At 70.0% G+C, this 13,479-nt stretch carries 12 protein-coding genes; 5 read left to right on the top strand and 7 right to left on the bottom strand.

Annotated elements, in window-relative coordinates; translation table 11 throughout:
- Nucleotides 1-126 precede the first annotated feature (126 nt).
- Both ACIBL3_RS09205 and ACIBL3_RS09200 read left to right on the top strand, forming a co-directional pair.
- The gene (locus ACIBL3_RS09205) at nucleotides 127-735 is read left to right on the top strand and encodes a DUF3000 domain-containing protein (RefSeq protein ID WP_396352752.1); all 609 of its coding nucleotides are present in this window, start codon (nucleotides 127-129) and stop codon (nucleotides 733-735) included.
- On the top strand, nucleotides 732-1,994 hold the full coding sequence (locus ACIBL3_RS09200; RefSeq protein ID WP_396352751.1) for a ribonuclease D: 1,263 nt from the start codon (nucleotides 732-734) through the stop codon (nucleotides 1,992-1,994). Before ACIBL3_RS09205 ends, ACIBL3_RS09200 begins: the two co-directional genes overlap by 4 nt.
- A gap of 12 nt (nucleotides 1,995-2,006) precedes the next feature.
- Here ACIBL3_RS09200 and ACIBL3_RS09195 read toward each other — a convergent pair whose 3' ends face one another.
- The 3 genes from ACIBL3_RS09195 to ACIBL3_RS09185 all read right to left on the bottom strand — a co-directional run bounded on the left by ACIBL3_RS09195 (nucleotide 2,007) and on the right by ACIBL3_RS09185 (nucleotide 3,970).
- A complete protein-coding gene (locus ACIBL3_RS09195) occupies nucleotides 2,007-2,495 on the bottom strand; it encodes a glutathione peroxidase (protein WP_396352750.1) in 489 nt (162 codons plus the stop codon).
- Nucleotides 2,495-3,166 (bottom strand): dienelactone hydrolase family protein, encoded by a 672-nt coding sequence (locus ACIBL3_RS09190; protein WP_396352749.1) that lies wholly within the window; start codon nucleotides 3,164-3,166, stop codon nucleotides 2,495-2,497. Before ACIBL3_RS09190 ends, ACIBL3_RS09195 begins: the two co-directional genes overlap by 1 nt.
- A gap of 120 nt (nucleotides 3,167-3,286) precedes the next feature.
- A complete protein-coding gene (locus ACIBL3_RS09185; protein ID WP_396352748.1) occupies nucleotides 3,287-3,970 on the bottom strand; it encodes a hypothetical protein in 684 nt (227 codons plus the stop codon).
- 186 nt (nucleotides 3,971-4,156) lie between these two features.
- On the opposite strand from ACIBL3_RS09185, the gene ACIBL3_RS09180 reads away from it, so the two are divergent.
- A complete protein-coding gene (locus ACIBL3_RS09180; protein ID WP_396352747.1) occupies nucleotides 4,157-5,356 on the top strand; it encodes a thiolase family protein in 1,200 nt (399 codons plus the stop codon).
- Complete coding sequence (locus ACIBL3_RS09175; RefSeq protein WP_396352746.1) at nucleotides 5,353-7,464, top strand: 3-hydroxyacyl-CoA dehydrogenase NAD-binding domain-containing protein; 2,112 nt, start codon at nucleotides 5,353-5,355, stop codon at nucleotides 7,462-7,464. The genes ACIBL3_RS09180 and ACIBL3_RS09175 overlap by 4 nt, the downstream gene beginning before the upstream one ends.
- Before the next feature lie 55 nt (nucleotides 7,465-7,519).
- Here the strand turns inward: ACIBL3_RS09175 and ACIBL3_RS09170 are convergent, their stop codons facing one another.
- On the bottom strand, nucleotides 7,520-8,197 hold the full coding sequence (locus ACIBL3_RS09170; RefSeq protein ID WP_396352745.1) for a winged helix-turn-helix transcriptional regulator: 678 nt from the start codon (nucleotides 8,195-8,197) through the stop codon (nucleotides 7,520-7,522).
- 111 nt (nucleotides 8,198-8,308) lie between these two features.
- Between ACIBL3_RS09170 and ACIBL3_RS09165 the strand changes: the two genes are divergently transcribed.
- Nucleotides 8,309-9,166 (top strand): class I SAM-dependent methyltransferase, encoded by an 858-nt coding sequence (locus ACIBL3_RS09165; RefSeq protein ID WP_396352744.1) that lies wholly within the window; start codon nucleotides 8,309-8,311, stop codon nucleotides 9,164-9,166.
- A 2-nt stretch (nucleotides 9,167-9,168) separates the two neighbouring features.
- Here the strand turns inward: ACIBL3_RS09165 and ACIBL3_RS09160 are convergent, their stop codons facing one another.
- From ACIBL3_RS09160 to ACIBL3_RS09150, 3 genes are all read right to left on the bottom strand, one after another.
- Nucleotides 9,169-10,479, bottom strand: a complete 1,311-nt coding sequence (locus tag ACIBL3_RS09160; protein ID WP_396352743.1) for a peptidase MA family metallohydrolase — start codon at nucleotides 10,477-10,479, stop codon at nucleotides 9,169-9,171.
- Between the two features lie 64 nt (nucleotides 10,480-10,543).
- On the bottom strand, nucleotides 10,544-12,025 hold the full coding sequence (locus ACIBL3_RS09155) for an amino acid permease (protein WP_396352742.1): 1,482 nt from the start codon (nucleotides 12,023-12,025) through the stop codon (nucleotides 10,544-10,546).
- Between the two features lie 69 nt (nucleotides 12,026-12,094).
- Nucleotides 12,095-13,462, bottom strand: coding sequence for a hypothetical protein (locus tag ACIBL3_RS09150; RefSeq protein WP_396352741.1), 1,368 nt, complete (start codon nucleotides 13,460-13,462; stop codon nucleotides 12,095-12,097).
- Between the last annotated feature and the right edge of the window lie 17 nt (nucleotides 13,463-13,479).

Here is a 13,479-nt window from a genome sequence, read left to right as displayed (position 1 = left end):
CAGGTGGTGTCAGGGGCACACAGCGATGATCCCACGCCCGGAAATCCGTTTGTGAGCGGCCGTCGCGGGCCGTTACCGGCGCGTCGAGACCAGCGTCGGTGAGTAATCAGTCGTAGGCTGCCAAGCATGGGTGCCCGCAAGCAGGTCGACGCGCCACCCGCGGAGTTCGCCGAGGCAGTGTCGCAACTGCGCAGTGCCCGGTTCCGGCCCGAGGTATTCGTCGAGGAGATGCCCGCGCCGCAGCGGATCGCACCGCATGCGGCCGCGGTCAGCGCCGACGTGACGGTCGACGGCGACGACGTCGCCACCGGCCGGCTCGTCATCCTCTACGACCCGGACGGGAACGACGCCTGGCAGTCGACCTTCCGCTGTGTCGCGTACGTGCGTGCGGCCGTCGAGCCGGAGATGGTGACCGACGCGCTGCTCGGCGGCGTGGGCTGGACCTGGCTGATGGAGGCGCTGACCGACCGGGGTGCCGACTTCCTGGCCCCAAGCGGTACCGTCACCAGGGTGGTATCGGAAAGCTTCGGCGGGATGGCCGACGACGACGCGACGGCGGAGATCGAGATCCGCGCGTCCTGGAGTCCCGTGCCGGGACCTGGTGGCACCGGCAGCGTGGACGTGACCAGGCACGCAGAGGCATGGGGTGAGGTGCTCTGCACGGCGGCCGGGCTGCCGCCAGTGCCGCCGGGGGTGGTGGCGATGCCGACCCGGCGTGGACAGCGGGGCCGATGAGCCCAGCCGAGACCCAGCAGTCGCCTCTACCGGACGACCCGACCGCGCACCTGCCACTGCTCGAACTGCGTGACGGCCTCTCCGAGGTCGTCGACACCGACCCCGCGCTGACCGAGGTGGTCGAGGCGTTCCGGTCCGGGGCCGGCCCGGTTGCCGTCGACGCCGAGCGCGCCTCCGGTTACAGGTACTCGCACCGCGCGTACCTGGTCCAGCTGCGCCGTGAAGGCGCCGGCTCGGCCCTGGTCGACCCGATCCCGTTCGGCGACCTGTCCACGCTCGGTGACGCAATCGTCGACGCGGAGTGGATCATCCACGCCGCGAACCAGGACCTGGCCTGTCTGGCCGAGGTCGGGATGGTGCCGCGGAAGGTGTTCGACACCGAGCTGGCCGGCCGCCTGCTCGGGTACCCGAAGGTCGGTCTCGCCTCGCTCGTCAGCGAGGTGCTCGGCTACCGGATGCGCAAGGAGCACTCGGCAGCCGACTGGTCGACCCGCCCGCTGCCCGGCCCGTGGCTGATCTACGCCGCGCTCGACGTCGAGATGCTGATCGAGCTGCGGAACGCGATCGAGACCGAGCTGCGCCGCGAGGGCAAGTGGGAGTGGGCCGAGCAGGAGTTCGCCGCGATCCTGTCCGCTCCCCCGCGCGAGCCCAAGCCGGATCCGTGGCGCCGGACGTCGGGGATGCACCGGGTCCGCAATCGCCGGAGTCTGGCCGTCGTACGCGCCCTGTGGGAGGCCCGCGACCAGATCGCGGAGTCCGCGGACATCTCCCCTGGCCGGATCCTGCCGGACGCCGCGATCGTCGAGGCCGCGTCGGCGATGCCGGCCGACCGGGACACGCTGCAGCGGCTGACCGCGTTCAAGGGCCGCGGCGCGCACCGGCACATGCGGACCTGGTGGGAGGCCATCGACCACGCGCGGCGGCTGCCCGAGTCCCAGCTCCCGAAGCAGGGACCCCGGTACGACGGCCCGCCGCCGGCCCGCGCCTGGGCCGACCGGGACCCGGACGCGGCGGCTCGCCTCTCGGCAGCGCGGTCCGCGGTCGGCGAGATCGCCGAGGCTCACCGCCTCCCGACCGAGAACCTGATGGCGCCGGACACGATCCGCCGCCTGGCCTGGGCCCCGCCGTCCGACCCGACCCTCGAGGTCGTCAGCACGTTCCTGCGCGACCACGGCGCCCGCGAGTGGCAGATCGGCCTCACAGCCGCAGTCATCACGGACGCCATGGCAGCAGAAGCTCCGGTGAAACCGCTCGACTAGGCCGGACACGGCCTAGTTCGGGAGCTGGGCCTCGATCGCGTCGACGACCTCCGCGGACTCCGGCTCGGTGCGGGGGCGGAAGCGGGCGGCGACGGTGCCCTCGGGGCTGATCAGGAACTTCTCGAAGTTCCACTGGATGTCACCGGCCTCGCCGGCGGCGTCCGGCGTCTGCGTGAGCTCGGCGTACAGCGGGTGCTGGCCCGCACCGTTGACCTCGAGCTTGCCGAGCAGCGGGAACGTCACGCCGTACGTCGTCGAGCAGAAGGTGGAGATCTCTTCCGACGTGCCCGGCTCCTGACCGCCGAACTGGTTGCAGGGCGCGCCGAGCACGGTGAACCCGCGGGACGCGTACTTCTTCTGCAGGTTCTCCAGGCCCTCGTACTGCGGGGTGAGACCGCACTTCGAGGCGACGTTCACCACGAGCACAGCCTTGCCCTTGTAGTCGCCGAGCGAGGTGGCCGCGCCGTCGAGGGTGGTCAGCGGGATGTCGTACAGGCTCATCAGGATCCTTGGGAGGTAGGAAGTTCACGGGACAGGAACGCGACAGTACGCCGCCACGCCAGCTCGGAGGCCTCGGCATGGTGGAAAGCGGGCATCGGGTTGTCGAACGCGTGACCGGCGCCCGGGTAGCGGTGGATCTCGACATCGCCGAGCGCCGGGATCACGTCGTCGGCGTTCAGGTAGGTGTCGGCGTCACCGAAGTGGTGCAGGCTCGGGGCGGTCACCTTGGGGGCCAGCTCCAGCAGCTGCGGCAACGCCGAGCCGTAGTAGCTGACGAGCACGTCGGGCGGTGACGCCGCGGCCACGTTGAAGCCGAGCCCGCCGCCGAAGCAGAACCCGACGATCCCGGTGCCGGCGTCGCGGCCACGCAGGTACTCCAGCGCCGCGACCGCGTCCGAGACGGCGAGGTCCCAGTCGAGCCGGCCGAGCAGCGCCATCGCCTTCTCCAGCAGATCCGGCGCGGACTCGTCCAGCTCGGTGTCGTCCAGCCGCCAGTAGATCTCCGGCGCGACGACGTAGTACCCGAGGGCGGCCAGGTCCGCGGCCCGCTGCCTGATGTAGCCGGAGACCCCGAAGATCTCCTGCAGGAGCAGCACCCCGGGTCCGTCACCCTCGGGATTCCACTCGTGGACTGGCATCAACCCCGTACCGGTATCGATCTCCAACGTCACACAGTGAAGCCTACTGGGGACGCTCCCTCTGGTGGGCCGGCCCACCCCGCTGGGGGTTGGCCCACCGGAATCCGGGTGGCCAACCCGCACTCTGGTGGGTCAGCCAACCGGAGGGGTGCGTCAGCGGGCGGCTTCTTCGGGGACCAGCGTGGGTGGCTGGACCGGCGCTGGTGCTGGTGCCGGCTTCGGCATCCAGGCCTTGCACTCGTCGATCGCCGACGTGAGCAGCTTGTACAGCCGGTCGTCCGGGTCCGGCACGCAGGCCTGTGAGATCCCCTCCACCGCGCACGACACGGCGCGTGGAGCGGTCCGCTTCGCGAAGTCCGGCGTACCCCGGTGGGCCCGGGAAGTGAAGGACCGCGCCCACTTGGTCGCGGCGGGGACCGACTCCAGCGCCGCCTGCGAGGCGGGCTCGAGGTCGTCAAGCGGCCGTCCGTCCAGCGCGGCCAGGTGCCGCTCCCCCACGAGCAGCGCGACCGCGAGGATGTACTGGCGCTCCTGCGACACGATCGGCAAGGCGTGCTGGATGCAGACCGCCGTCACCCGCGGTACGACGTGCGGGTCGTCCGGCGTCAGCCCGATCACGGACGGGATCAGTGGCGCCAGCCGGGACCGGCCGGCGTCGGTCGTGCAGTCGTTGACGTCACGCGCCACACCTGCCAGCAGCGCGTGCGTGCAGGCCGGGTGGTCCGACCACGGCTCGCCGGCCAGGTAGGAGGCGAACTCCATGAAGCAGGCGCCTTTGCGTGGATTGCGGTGCTTGCCCCGGCTCAGGACCGGTACGGCGAGATCAAGGTTGTTCATGTCCGACTCCCCATAGCTACCTGCCACCAGCATGCGCCGAATCGCCGGTCTTCGCCACGGGTTACGGCCAGCGTGACCACACGGTTGTGGTTTGTGAGCAGCCGCACAGCGCGGGGTGGTTGGGCAGTTCTGTTACCCACGGGTAGCATCTGAGTAGCTTTCCCGACCCCCCAGAGGAGGGCCCTCGTGCCCCGTGAGATCCGCGATGTCGTGTTCGTCGACGGCGTTCGCACCCCGTTCGGCAAGGCCAAGGGCCAGTACGCCGAGACGCGCGCCGACGACCTGGTGATCAAGTGCATCCGGGAGCTGCTGCGGCGGAACCCGGAGCTCCCGCCGGAGCGGGTGGACGAGGTCGCGATCGCGGCCACCACCCAGATCGGCGACCAGGGCCTGACCATCGGCCGGACCGCGGCCCTGCTGGCCGGCCTGCCGAACACCACGCCCGGCTACGCGATCGACCGGATGTGCGCCGGCGCGATGACCGCCGTCACCACCACCGCCGCCGGGATCGCGTTCGGCGCGTACGACGTGGTCGTGGCCGGCGGGGTCGAGCACATGGGCCGGCACCCGATGGGCGAGGGCGTCGACCCGAACCCGCGGATCGTCTCCGAGAAGCTGGTCGACACCTCGGCCCTGGTGATGGGGTCGACCGCGGAGAACCTGCACGACCGGTTCCCGGCCATCACCAAGCAGCGCGCGGACGCGTTCGCCGTGGCCTCGCAGGAGAAGGCGGCCAAGGCTTACGCCAACGACCTGATCCAGCCCGACCTCGTCGCGATCGCGACCCGCTCGGCCGAGCAGGGCTGGGGCTACGCCGGCACCGACGAGCCGATGCGTCCTGGTACGACGGCCGAGGACCTGGCCGGCCTGAAGACGCCGTTCCGCCCGCACGGCCGGGTCACGGCCGGCAACTCGGCCGGGATCAACGACGGCGCCACCGCCTGCGTGCTGGCCTCCGCCGAGGCCGCCGCGGAGCTCGGGCTGACCCCGAAGATGAAGCTGGTGTCCTACGGCTTCGCCGGCGTCGAGCCCGAGGTGATGGGGGTCGGCCCGGTCCCGGCGACCGAGAAGGCGCTCAAGCTGGCCGGGTTGACGATCGACGACATCGAGGCCTTCGAGGTGAACGAGGCGTTCGCCGTCCAGGTGCTGGCGTTCCTGGAGCACTACGGCATCGCCGACGACGACCCGCGGGTCAACCCGTACGGCGGCGCGATCGCGTACGGCCACCCGCTCGCGTCGTCCGGCGTCCGGCTGATGAACCAGCTGGCCAAGCAGTTCGAGCAGCGCCCCGAGGTCCGCTACGGCCTGACCACCATGTGCGTCGGCCTCGGCATGGGCGGAACGGTCATCTGGGAGAACCCGAACTGGGAAGGGAACGTCGCGTGACTCTGCAGGATCTGATCGACGAAGCGGTCGCGATCGAGACCGACGAGGTGGTCACGCTCGCGCACTCGCGGGACGTCGTACTGCCGAACAAGGCCGGCACGATGGCGCTGATCACGCTGGACAACGGGCACGACCACACCAAGCCGAACACGTTCGGCCCGAAGGGCCTGGCCTCGCTCAACACCGCGATCGACGCGGCCCTGGCGCGCGACGAGGTCGTCGCGATCGGGGTCACCGGCAAGCCGTTCATCCTGGCCGCCGGCGCCGACCTGACCGGGGTGCCGAAGCTGACCGACCGGGAGCAGGCGCTCAACCTGGGCCGGATCGGGCACGGCGTGATGCGCAAGCTGGTCGACGGCGGCAAGCCGTCGTTCGCGTTCGTGAACGGCGTCGCGCTGGGCGGCGGCCTCGAGGTCGCCCTGCACGCGACCTACCGGACCGTCTCGGTGGCCGCCGGGATGTTGTCGACGCCGGAGGTCTTCCTCGGCCTGATCCCGGGCTGGGGCGGCAACTTCCTGCTGCCGAACCTGATCGGCGCGGACCACGCGGTCAAGGTCGTCGTCGAGAACGCGCTGAACCAGAACAAGATGCTCAGCGGGCCGGAGGCGGTGAAGCTCGGCATCGGCGACGTACTGCTGGACTCGGCCGACTTCCTCGAGCAGTCGCTGATCTGGGCGAGCAAGGTGCTCACCGGCGAGGTCACGGTCGAGCGGGCGGAGATCGACCGTGGTGACGCGTGGGACGCGGCGGTTGCCCGGGGCAAGGCGTTCGCCGACCTCAAGGTGAGCGGTGCGGCGCCGGCGCCGTACCGGGCGCTGGAGCTGATCACCGCAGCAAAGGACAACGACCGCGACCGCGGGTTCGCCGCCGAGGACGAGGCGCTGGCCGACCTCATCATGAGCGAGGAGCTGCGCAGCGGGCTCTACGCGTTCGACCTGGTGAACAAGCGGGCCAAGCGGCCGGCCGGTGCGCCGGACAAGTCGCTCGCCCGGCCGGTCACGAAGGTCGGTGTCGTCGGCGCCGGCCTGATGGCGGGCCAGTTGGCGCTGCTGTTCGTCCGGCGGCTCGAGGTTCCCGTCGTCCTCACGGACCTGGACCAGGAGCGGGTGGACCGCGGGGTCGGGTACGTGCACGGCGAGATCGACAAGCTGCTCGGCAAGGGCCGGATCCGGCCGGACAAGGCGAACCAGCTGAAGGCGCTGGTCACCGGCTCGGTCGACCGGGCGGTGTTCGCGGACGCGGACTTCGTGATCGAGGCCGTGTTCGAGGAACTGCAGCTGAAGAAGACGATCTTCGCGGAGCTGGAGAAGGTCGTGCGGCCGGACGCCGTACTCGCGACCAACACCTCCTCGCTGTCGGTCACCGACATGGCCGCGGACCTGGAGCACCCGGAGCGCGTGGTCGGGTTCCACTTCTTCAACCCGGTCGCGGTGCTGCCGCTGCTGGAGATCATCCGGGCGGACCAGACCGACGACGCGACGCTGGCCACCGCGTTCGCGGTCGGCAAGACGCTGAAGAAGTCGTGCGTGCTGGTGAAGGACGCGCCGGCGTTCGTGGTGAACCGGTTGCTGACCCGGTTCCTGGGCGAGGTCAGCGCGGCGGTCGACGAGGGGACGCCGATCCCGGAGGCCGACAAGGCGCTGTCCGCGCTGGGGCTGCCGATGCCGCCGTTCGTGCTGCTGCAGCTGGTCGGGCTGCCGGTCGCGCTGCACGTGGCGGAGACGATGAACCGGGCGTACGCGGACCGGTTCGCGGTCTCGGCGAACCTGGCCAAGGTCGTTGCCGCAGGCAAGAGCTCGTTCTACGTCTGGCCGGAGGGCAAGCCGGTCGTGGACCCGGAGGTCGCGGAACTGGTCACCGTCGGCGACAAGCCGTCCACCCCTGAGGAGCTCCGCACCCGAGTCCTCACCGCCCTGGCCGAGGAGATCCGGATCATGCTCGACGAGGGCGTGGTCGCCGAGGCTCAGGACATCGACCTCTGCCTCCTGCTCGGCGCCGGCTGGCCCTTCCACCTCGGCGGCATCACCCCGTACCTGGACCGCACCGGCCTCGCGGAAAAGACCAACGGGACCCGATTCCTGCCCAAGGGCGTCGCCAGCCTCACCTAGAACCGCTGGGGGTCGGTGTGGAGCCGGAAGCCCGCTCCGGCCCCCAGCAGCTTGGTCAGCCGATGCGTTCCCGGACCGCCGGGGCGAAGGGGCTCCAGAGGAACCAGGTCGGAAGCGCCTTGAGGAGCCGTGGCGGGCCGGTCAGGGTCACCGTCCCGTCCATCGTGGCCTGGGCCAGGCTGACGATGCCGGAGAAGACGCGCATCAGGCCGACCGGCTCCGTGGTGACGACGACGTCCGAGTCGAACCCGGGGTGGTCGGTGCACACCGAGGCCTCCAGCCGGTCGAGGATCAACCAGATCCGGGTCGGATCGTCGCCGCGGTACTCGAACTCCACGGTGACCCGCTGCCGGGGCAGCTTCTCGAAATCGACCCGTCGCGACATCCACCACGTCAGGGTGACCGGATCGACCTCCCGGGGCTGTGGCTCGCTGAACATCCAGCGCACCGCCCACTCCCCGAACGACATGATCACGCTCTCGAGGTCACGACCCGCCGGGGTGAGCTGGTACTCGTGACCGCGGGCGACCGGGATCAGCTCGAGCACGCCCTTCCGTTCCAGGTGATTCAGGCGCTGTTTGAGCAAGGTGCGGGAAATGCCGGGCAGACCGCGGTCGATGTCGTTGAACCGCCGGCTCCCGAGCACGAGCTCACGCACGATCAGGGGCGTCCAGCGATCGGCCAGCACCTCGCTCGCCAGGGCCACCGGACAGTACTGGCCGTAGTCTCGCATGGCTCATTGTGCGCCCCGGTCCAGGATGTGTACCAGACAGGTCCAGAACCAGTACTAGTACGTCGTACCGCTCGGCTGATGCGCTGGGACCCTCACCACAGGAGGGGACCAATGACCGTCACATTCGACCCGAGGGTCTACAAGCAGACCACCCGCGCGCAGTGGGAAGACGCCGCGGAGGCCTGGCATCGCTGGGGCCCGACGATCGAGGACTGGCTCGGCGACGCCACCTCGGCCATGCTCCACGCTGCCGGTGTCGACGCCGGCGCACGCGTGCTGGACGTGGCCGCCGGGGCCGGTGGGCAGACGCTCGCCGCGGCACGGCTGGCCGGGCCGACCGGCCGGGTACTCGCGACCGACATCTCGCCGGCCATCCTCGGGTACGCCGACCGGCAGGCTGCCGAAGCCGGCCTGGAGACGGTCGAAACCCTCGAGGCGGACGGCGAGGACCTGTCCGGGCTCGACGAGGGCAGCTTCGACGCCGCCATCTCTCGGGTCGGCCTGATCTACTTCCCGGACCAGCAGGCTGCTCTGCGCGGCATCCATCGGGCGCTTCGACCAGGTGGGAAGTTCTCCGCGGTGGTCTACTCGACACCGGACCGCAACGGCTTCTTCTCGATTCCGGTCGGCATCATCCGCCGCCGGGCCGAGCTCCCGCCGCCGGCGCCCGGCCAGCCTGGTCCGTTCAGCCTGGGCAGCCCGGGCGTCGCCGAACAGACCTTCAGCACGGCCGGGTTCCAGGACATCACCGTGGACGTCGTCCCGTCGCCGGTCCGGGTGCCCACCGCCGCCGACTGCGTCCGGTTCGAACGCGAGTCCTTCGGCGCCCTCCACCAGATGCTGTCCGGCCTCGACGAATCCGGCCGAGCCGCAGCCTGGCAGGAGATCACCGACCAGCTAGCCCAGTTCGAAGGCCCCGACGGCTTCGCCGGACCCTGCGAAATGCTCGTGGTCACAGGGACCCGCTGAGCTCAACCCTTGAACCTCTTGGCGGCGGCTACCAGCTGGGCGGGGGTTTTGCCGGTGTGTTTCTTGACGATGGCCAGGTAGCGGGCCTGGGTGGTGTTGTGCTGGGCGAGGTCTGTGTAGAGGTCGGCCACGCCCTTCTCCCCCAACTCGTCGACCAGGTACGACGTGATCCACCAGCTCTGGCCGTACGACCGGTCCCCGGCGGCATCGAACTGGGCCCGGTCCGGCAACACCTTCATCGACGGCAGGTACTTGGTCCGGACCGTCCTGCGGTACGGGTCGACCGACCACTGCGGATCGTCCTCGATCGACGCGCACCGGACGTACTCGGCGATCCCTTCGACCAGCCAGATCGGTGTCCGAACCCCCAACTGCAGCGTCGCGACGTGCGTCATCTCGTGCACCAGCAGGTCCTCGGCCAGCTTCTTGCGGACGTCGGGGTTGACCACGATCCGGCTGCTCACCGGCGGCACCGACTTCTGCTTCCACGGATCACCGTCGTACAGCGAGACCGCCTTCGCCGCGATCGTCCAGCCGGAGTTGCTGCCCGACTTCCACAGCGTCGCCATCACCCGCGGCTCCGACATCGCGACCACCATCACGGCGCCGTCCCAGGAGCGCTTCCAGTGCCGCCGTACGCCGTCGACCGCGCCCTGCGACACCCGCGCGATCTTCTCGCCGAGCGCCTGCTCGCCCTTGTCGACGACGACCAGCACCCGGCCGCGCCGGATCACCGCGATCTCCCGGAAGTCCCAGGGCTGCCGGTGGCCGTCCGGGCTCAGCGCCTCGTCGATCGCGCCGTCCTCGACCAGCACCCAGGCGCCGCCGCGCGGTACGAACGCGTAGCCCAGGTCGGTCTGCACCGGGCTGCGGTCCAAGCCGGCCAGCTGGTAGCGCATCATCAAGCGGGTCGAGAACACGGCCGCGCCGTACTTGGCCATCAGCTCCGGCGATCGCCGCTCGTCGTCGACGAAGTACTTCAAGCTGGTGAACTTGAACTTGCGCAGGTTCGTGAACAGCATCTGCTGCCGCGCGACCAGCTCTGGCTGCTTCGCGTCGACGGCCGCGAGGAAGCCCTTCAGGTCACCCTTCAGCACCGCAGCGGACCGCTTGGCCAGGATCGCGTCGACCGCGGCCTTCCGCTCCGCCTTCTGCGCGTCGGTCAGCTGACCGGGCGTCGCCGTGGCCTTGACCGCGACCGCGCTGCCGCCAGGAACCGTGCCGCCTTGCTGGAGGCGTACGGCGACCACTCCGGACGTCCCCGCCAGCACGAGCGCGGCCAAGCCTGCGAACAGGCGCCGCGGGTGCTTCATCGTCTCCCCCTCCGGTGGTCGGCTGACGGATCTTATCGCCAGCCGGCCCCAGAGTGGTCCAGACCTAGGCGCGTGTGCTCTCGCCGGTGCGTTCCTCGATGCCGACGCGGCTGCGCCGGTAGCCGTACAGGAAGTACACCAAGAAGCCGAGGGCCATCCAGATCGCGAACCGCAGCCAGGTCTCCAGCGACAGGTTCAGCATCAGGTAGACGCAGATCAGCGCGGCCAGGATCGGGATCACCGGGTTGCCCGGCACCCGGAACGACCGCTTGATGTCCGGCCGCCGCTTGCGCAGGATCGGCACCGCGATCGACACCAGGGTGAACGCGGCGAGCGTGCCGATGTTCACCATCTCCTCGAGCTTGCCGATCGGAGTCAGTCCCGCCACGAGCGCGACCAGGATGCCGATCGCGATGGTCAGCCGGTACGGCGTACCCCACTTGGCGTGCGTCTTGCCGAGCTCACGCGGCATCAGGTGGTCGCGGCTCATCGCGAACACCACCCGGGCGGCGCCGATCATCAGCGTCAGCACCACCGTGGTCAGGCCGGCCACCGCGCCCGCGGAGATCAGCGTCGCGAAGCCCGGCCGGCCCACCGACCGGAACGCCTCGGCCAGCGCTGCCTCACTGTTGATGTCGGTGTAGTTGATCATGCCGGTGATCACGATGCAGACGAGGACGTACAGCACGGTGCAGATCGCCAGCGAGCCGATGATGCCGCGCGGCAGGTCGCGCTGCGGATTCTTCGCCTCCTCGGCGGTGGTCGCGACCACGTCGAACCCGATGAACGCGAAGAACACCAGCGAAGCCCCGGAGATGACGCCCATGATCCCGAACGTCGACGGGGTGAACCCGAACAACGCCTGGAACAGCGGCGTGGTGATGGTGACGTCGCCGTTCTCGGCCGGCACGCTCGGCGGGATGAACGGCGACAGGTTCGAGCCCTGGACGTAGAACAGGCCGGCGACGATCACGAACAGCACCACGAACAGCTTGACCGCGACCAGGGCCAGGTTGACCCGCAGCGACTCCTTGATGCCGATCGTCGCCAGGGTCGCCAGCGCCACCACGAGCAGCATCGCGAGCACGTTCACGCTGCTGTCCGGGCCGATCGACTCCGGCCAGCCCAACCCGATCTGTTCCAGGAACAAGGCGGCGTACGTCGACCAGCCCTGGGCCACGACGCTTGCCCCGAGCAACAACTCCAGCAACAGGTCCCAGCCGATGATCCAGGCGAAGATCTCACCGAGGGAGAAGTACGAGAACGTGTACGCCGACCCGGACACCGGCACGGTGGAGGAGAACTCGGCGTAGCACAGCGCGGCCAGGGCGCAGCAGATCGCGGCGAGGACGAACGAGAGCGCGATCCCGGGCCCGGCGTACGTCTTGGCCGCCCGGCCGGTCAGGGTGAAGATGCCGGCGCCGATGATCACGCCGATCCCGAAGACGGTCAGGTCGACCGCGGTGAGGCGCTTCTTGAGCTGGTACTCCGGCTCGTCGGTGTCGGCGATCGACTGCTCGATCGTCTTCTTCCGCAACAGGCTCATCTGCGCCTCCTCGAAGTGGACGGACCCATTCGAGACTGCCCCTCTGACACCGCGAGGTCAAACCGCCACTCAGCGTTGCGGCTGGTAGGTCTTGAGTGACGTCCACAACGTCACCTCGGTGAGGCCGCTGCGGTCCATCAGGATGCGATCCCGGGCCGCTTGGTCGATGCCGTGCCGGGCCATGTCCTCGTACAGTTCCGCGACCTGCGGCAGCCCGAGCCGCTGGACCAAGTACCGGACCGCCAGCCAGCTGACGCCGTACACGTCGGCGCTGTTCTGGTAGAAGCCGGCGTCACTCGGCAGCGCGGTCAACGCCGGCAGGGCGTCGTCCATGACCTCCTGCTCCCACTTGCCGACCTCGCCGGCGCCGCTGATCGCCTCGATCCCCCGCCACGACACGTACTCGGCCGCCCCCTCGGCCAGCCACAGCGGTTCGTAGCCGCCGAGATCGGCGGTCGCGGCGTGGGTGATCTCGTGCGACAGCAGGATCTCGTCGACCCGGTCGCGCTCGTTCGGGTTGATCACGATGTAGGCGCCCGCGACGGTGCCGTCGGCGGTGTCCTGGCCGGGCAGCGAGGAGAACGTCGACCCCGCGCTCGCCGCCGACTCGATGTCCTCGTCGGCGAACCGTGCGTCGCGGACGTCGAGCTCGTCCAGCGCGATCACGAACACCGACCCGCGCCATCTCCGCGGCCAGTACGCGGTTACCTGGTTCAGCGCCTCGGTCGCCTCGATGACGATCGCCCGGCCGCGCGTGGTGTCGCCCTTTTCCACCACGGCCAGCACCCGCGGCCCGCGGTGCACCTCGATCCGGCCGAGGTCCCAGGCCTCCTTGTGCGCGCCCGGGCCGAGGTCGTCGTCGAAATCGTCGTCGTCGGTGAGCACCCAGCGGCCACGCACGTTGATGAACGTGTACCCGAGCTCGGTCGTGACCGGCGTCAGGTCGACCTTGGGGATCTGGTACCACATCAGGACCCGGACCAGGTACGTCGTCGGCCCGTGTGCCTTGGCCACCTCCGGGGCGAACCGCTCCTCGGCCTGGCTGTAGCCGAGCTCGGTGAAGCCGAGCTCGACCAGGTTCGCGAACAGCACCTTCTGCTCGGCCCGCAGCTTCTTGTCGGCCGGGTCGAGATCCTGGAGGAACATCGCCTCGTTGACGGTCTGCACCGCCTGCGCCCGGCGGATCAGGATCGTGTCGATCGCGATGCGACGGGCGGCGACCGCGGCGGCGGTCTTCGACGGCTTGGAGGACTGGTTCGGTCCGGGCGTGACCGTCGCGGCGGGCCTGGCCCGGGCATCCCGTTCCCGGTCTTCAACGGTGTACACCACGCCGCCGGAGACAAGCGCGACCGCCGCCAGCAACCCCAGCCAGCGCCGAGGGCGATGCGGCGGAACCTGAGCGCCTGGCGGTTCGGCGCTGGGGTTGGTCACACTCACGTCGGGTCGATCCTCCG

The sequence above is a fragment of the Kribbella sp. NPDC050124 genome (genome assembly GCF_044460355.1).
Taxonomy (GTDB): Bacteria; Actinomycetota; Actinomycetes; order Propionibacteriales; family Kribbellaceae; genus Kribbella.
Note: the sequence above shows the minus strand (reverse complement) of the source record. Positions and strands in the feature narration are given on the sequence as shown.

What these genes read in the sequence shown, in the direction of transcription:
- ACIBL3_RS09170 (WP_396352745.1), bottom strand. Translation starts at nt 8,197, where the DNA reads ATGCGAGACTACGGCCAGTACTGTCCGGTGGCCCTGGCGAGCGAGGTG.
- ACIBL3_RS09205 (WP_396352752.1), top strand. Translation starts at nt 127, where the DNA reads ATGGGTGCCCGCAAGCAGGTCGACGCGCCACCCGCGGAGTTCGCCGAG.
- ACIBL3_RS09165 (WP_396352744.1), top strand. Translation starts at nt 8,309, where the DNA reads ATGACCGTCACATTCGACCCGAGGGTCTACAAGCAGACCACCCGCGCG.
- ACIBL3_RS09200 (WP_396352751.1), top strand. Translation starts at nt 732, where the DNA reads ATGAGCCCAGCCGAGACCCAGCAGTCGCCTCTACCGGACGACCCGACC.
- ACIBL3_RS09185 (WP_396352748.1), bottom strand. Translation starts at nt 3,970, where the DNA reads ATGAACAACCTTGATCTCGCCGTACCGGTCCTGAGCCGGGGCAAGCAC.
- ACIBL3_RS09155 (WP_396352742.1), bottom strand. Translation starts at nt 12,025, where the DNA reads ATGAGCCTGTTGCGGAAGAAGACGATCGAGCAGTCGATCGCCGACACC.
- ACIBL3_RS09195 (WP_396352750.1), bottom strand. Translation starts at nt 2,495, where the DNA reads ATGAGCCTGTACGACATCCCGCTGACCACCCTCGACGGCGCGGCCACC.
- ACIBL3_RS09160 (WP_396352743.1), bottom strand. Translation starts at nt 10,479, where the DNA reads ATGAAGCACCCGCGGCGCCTGTTCGCAGGCTTGGCCGCGCTCGTGCTG.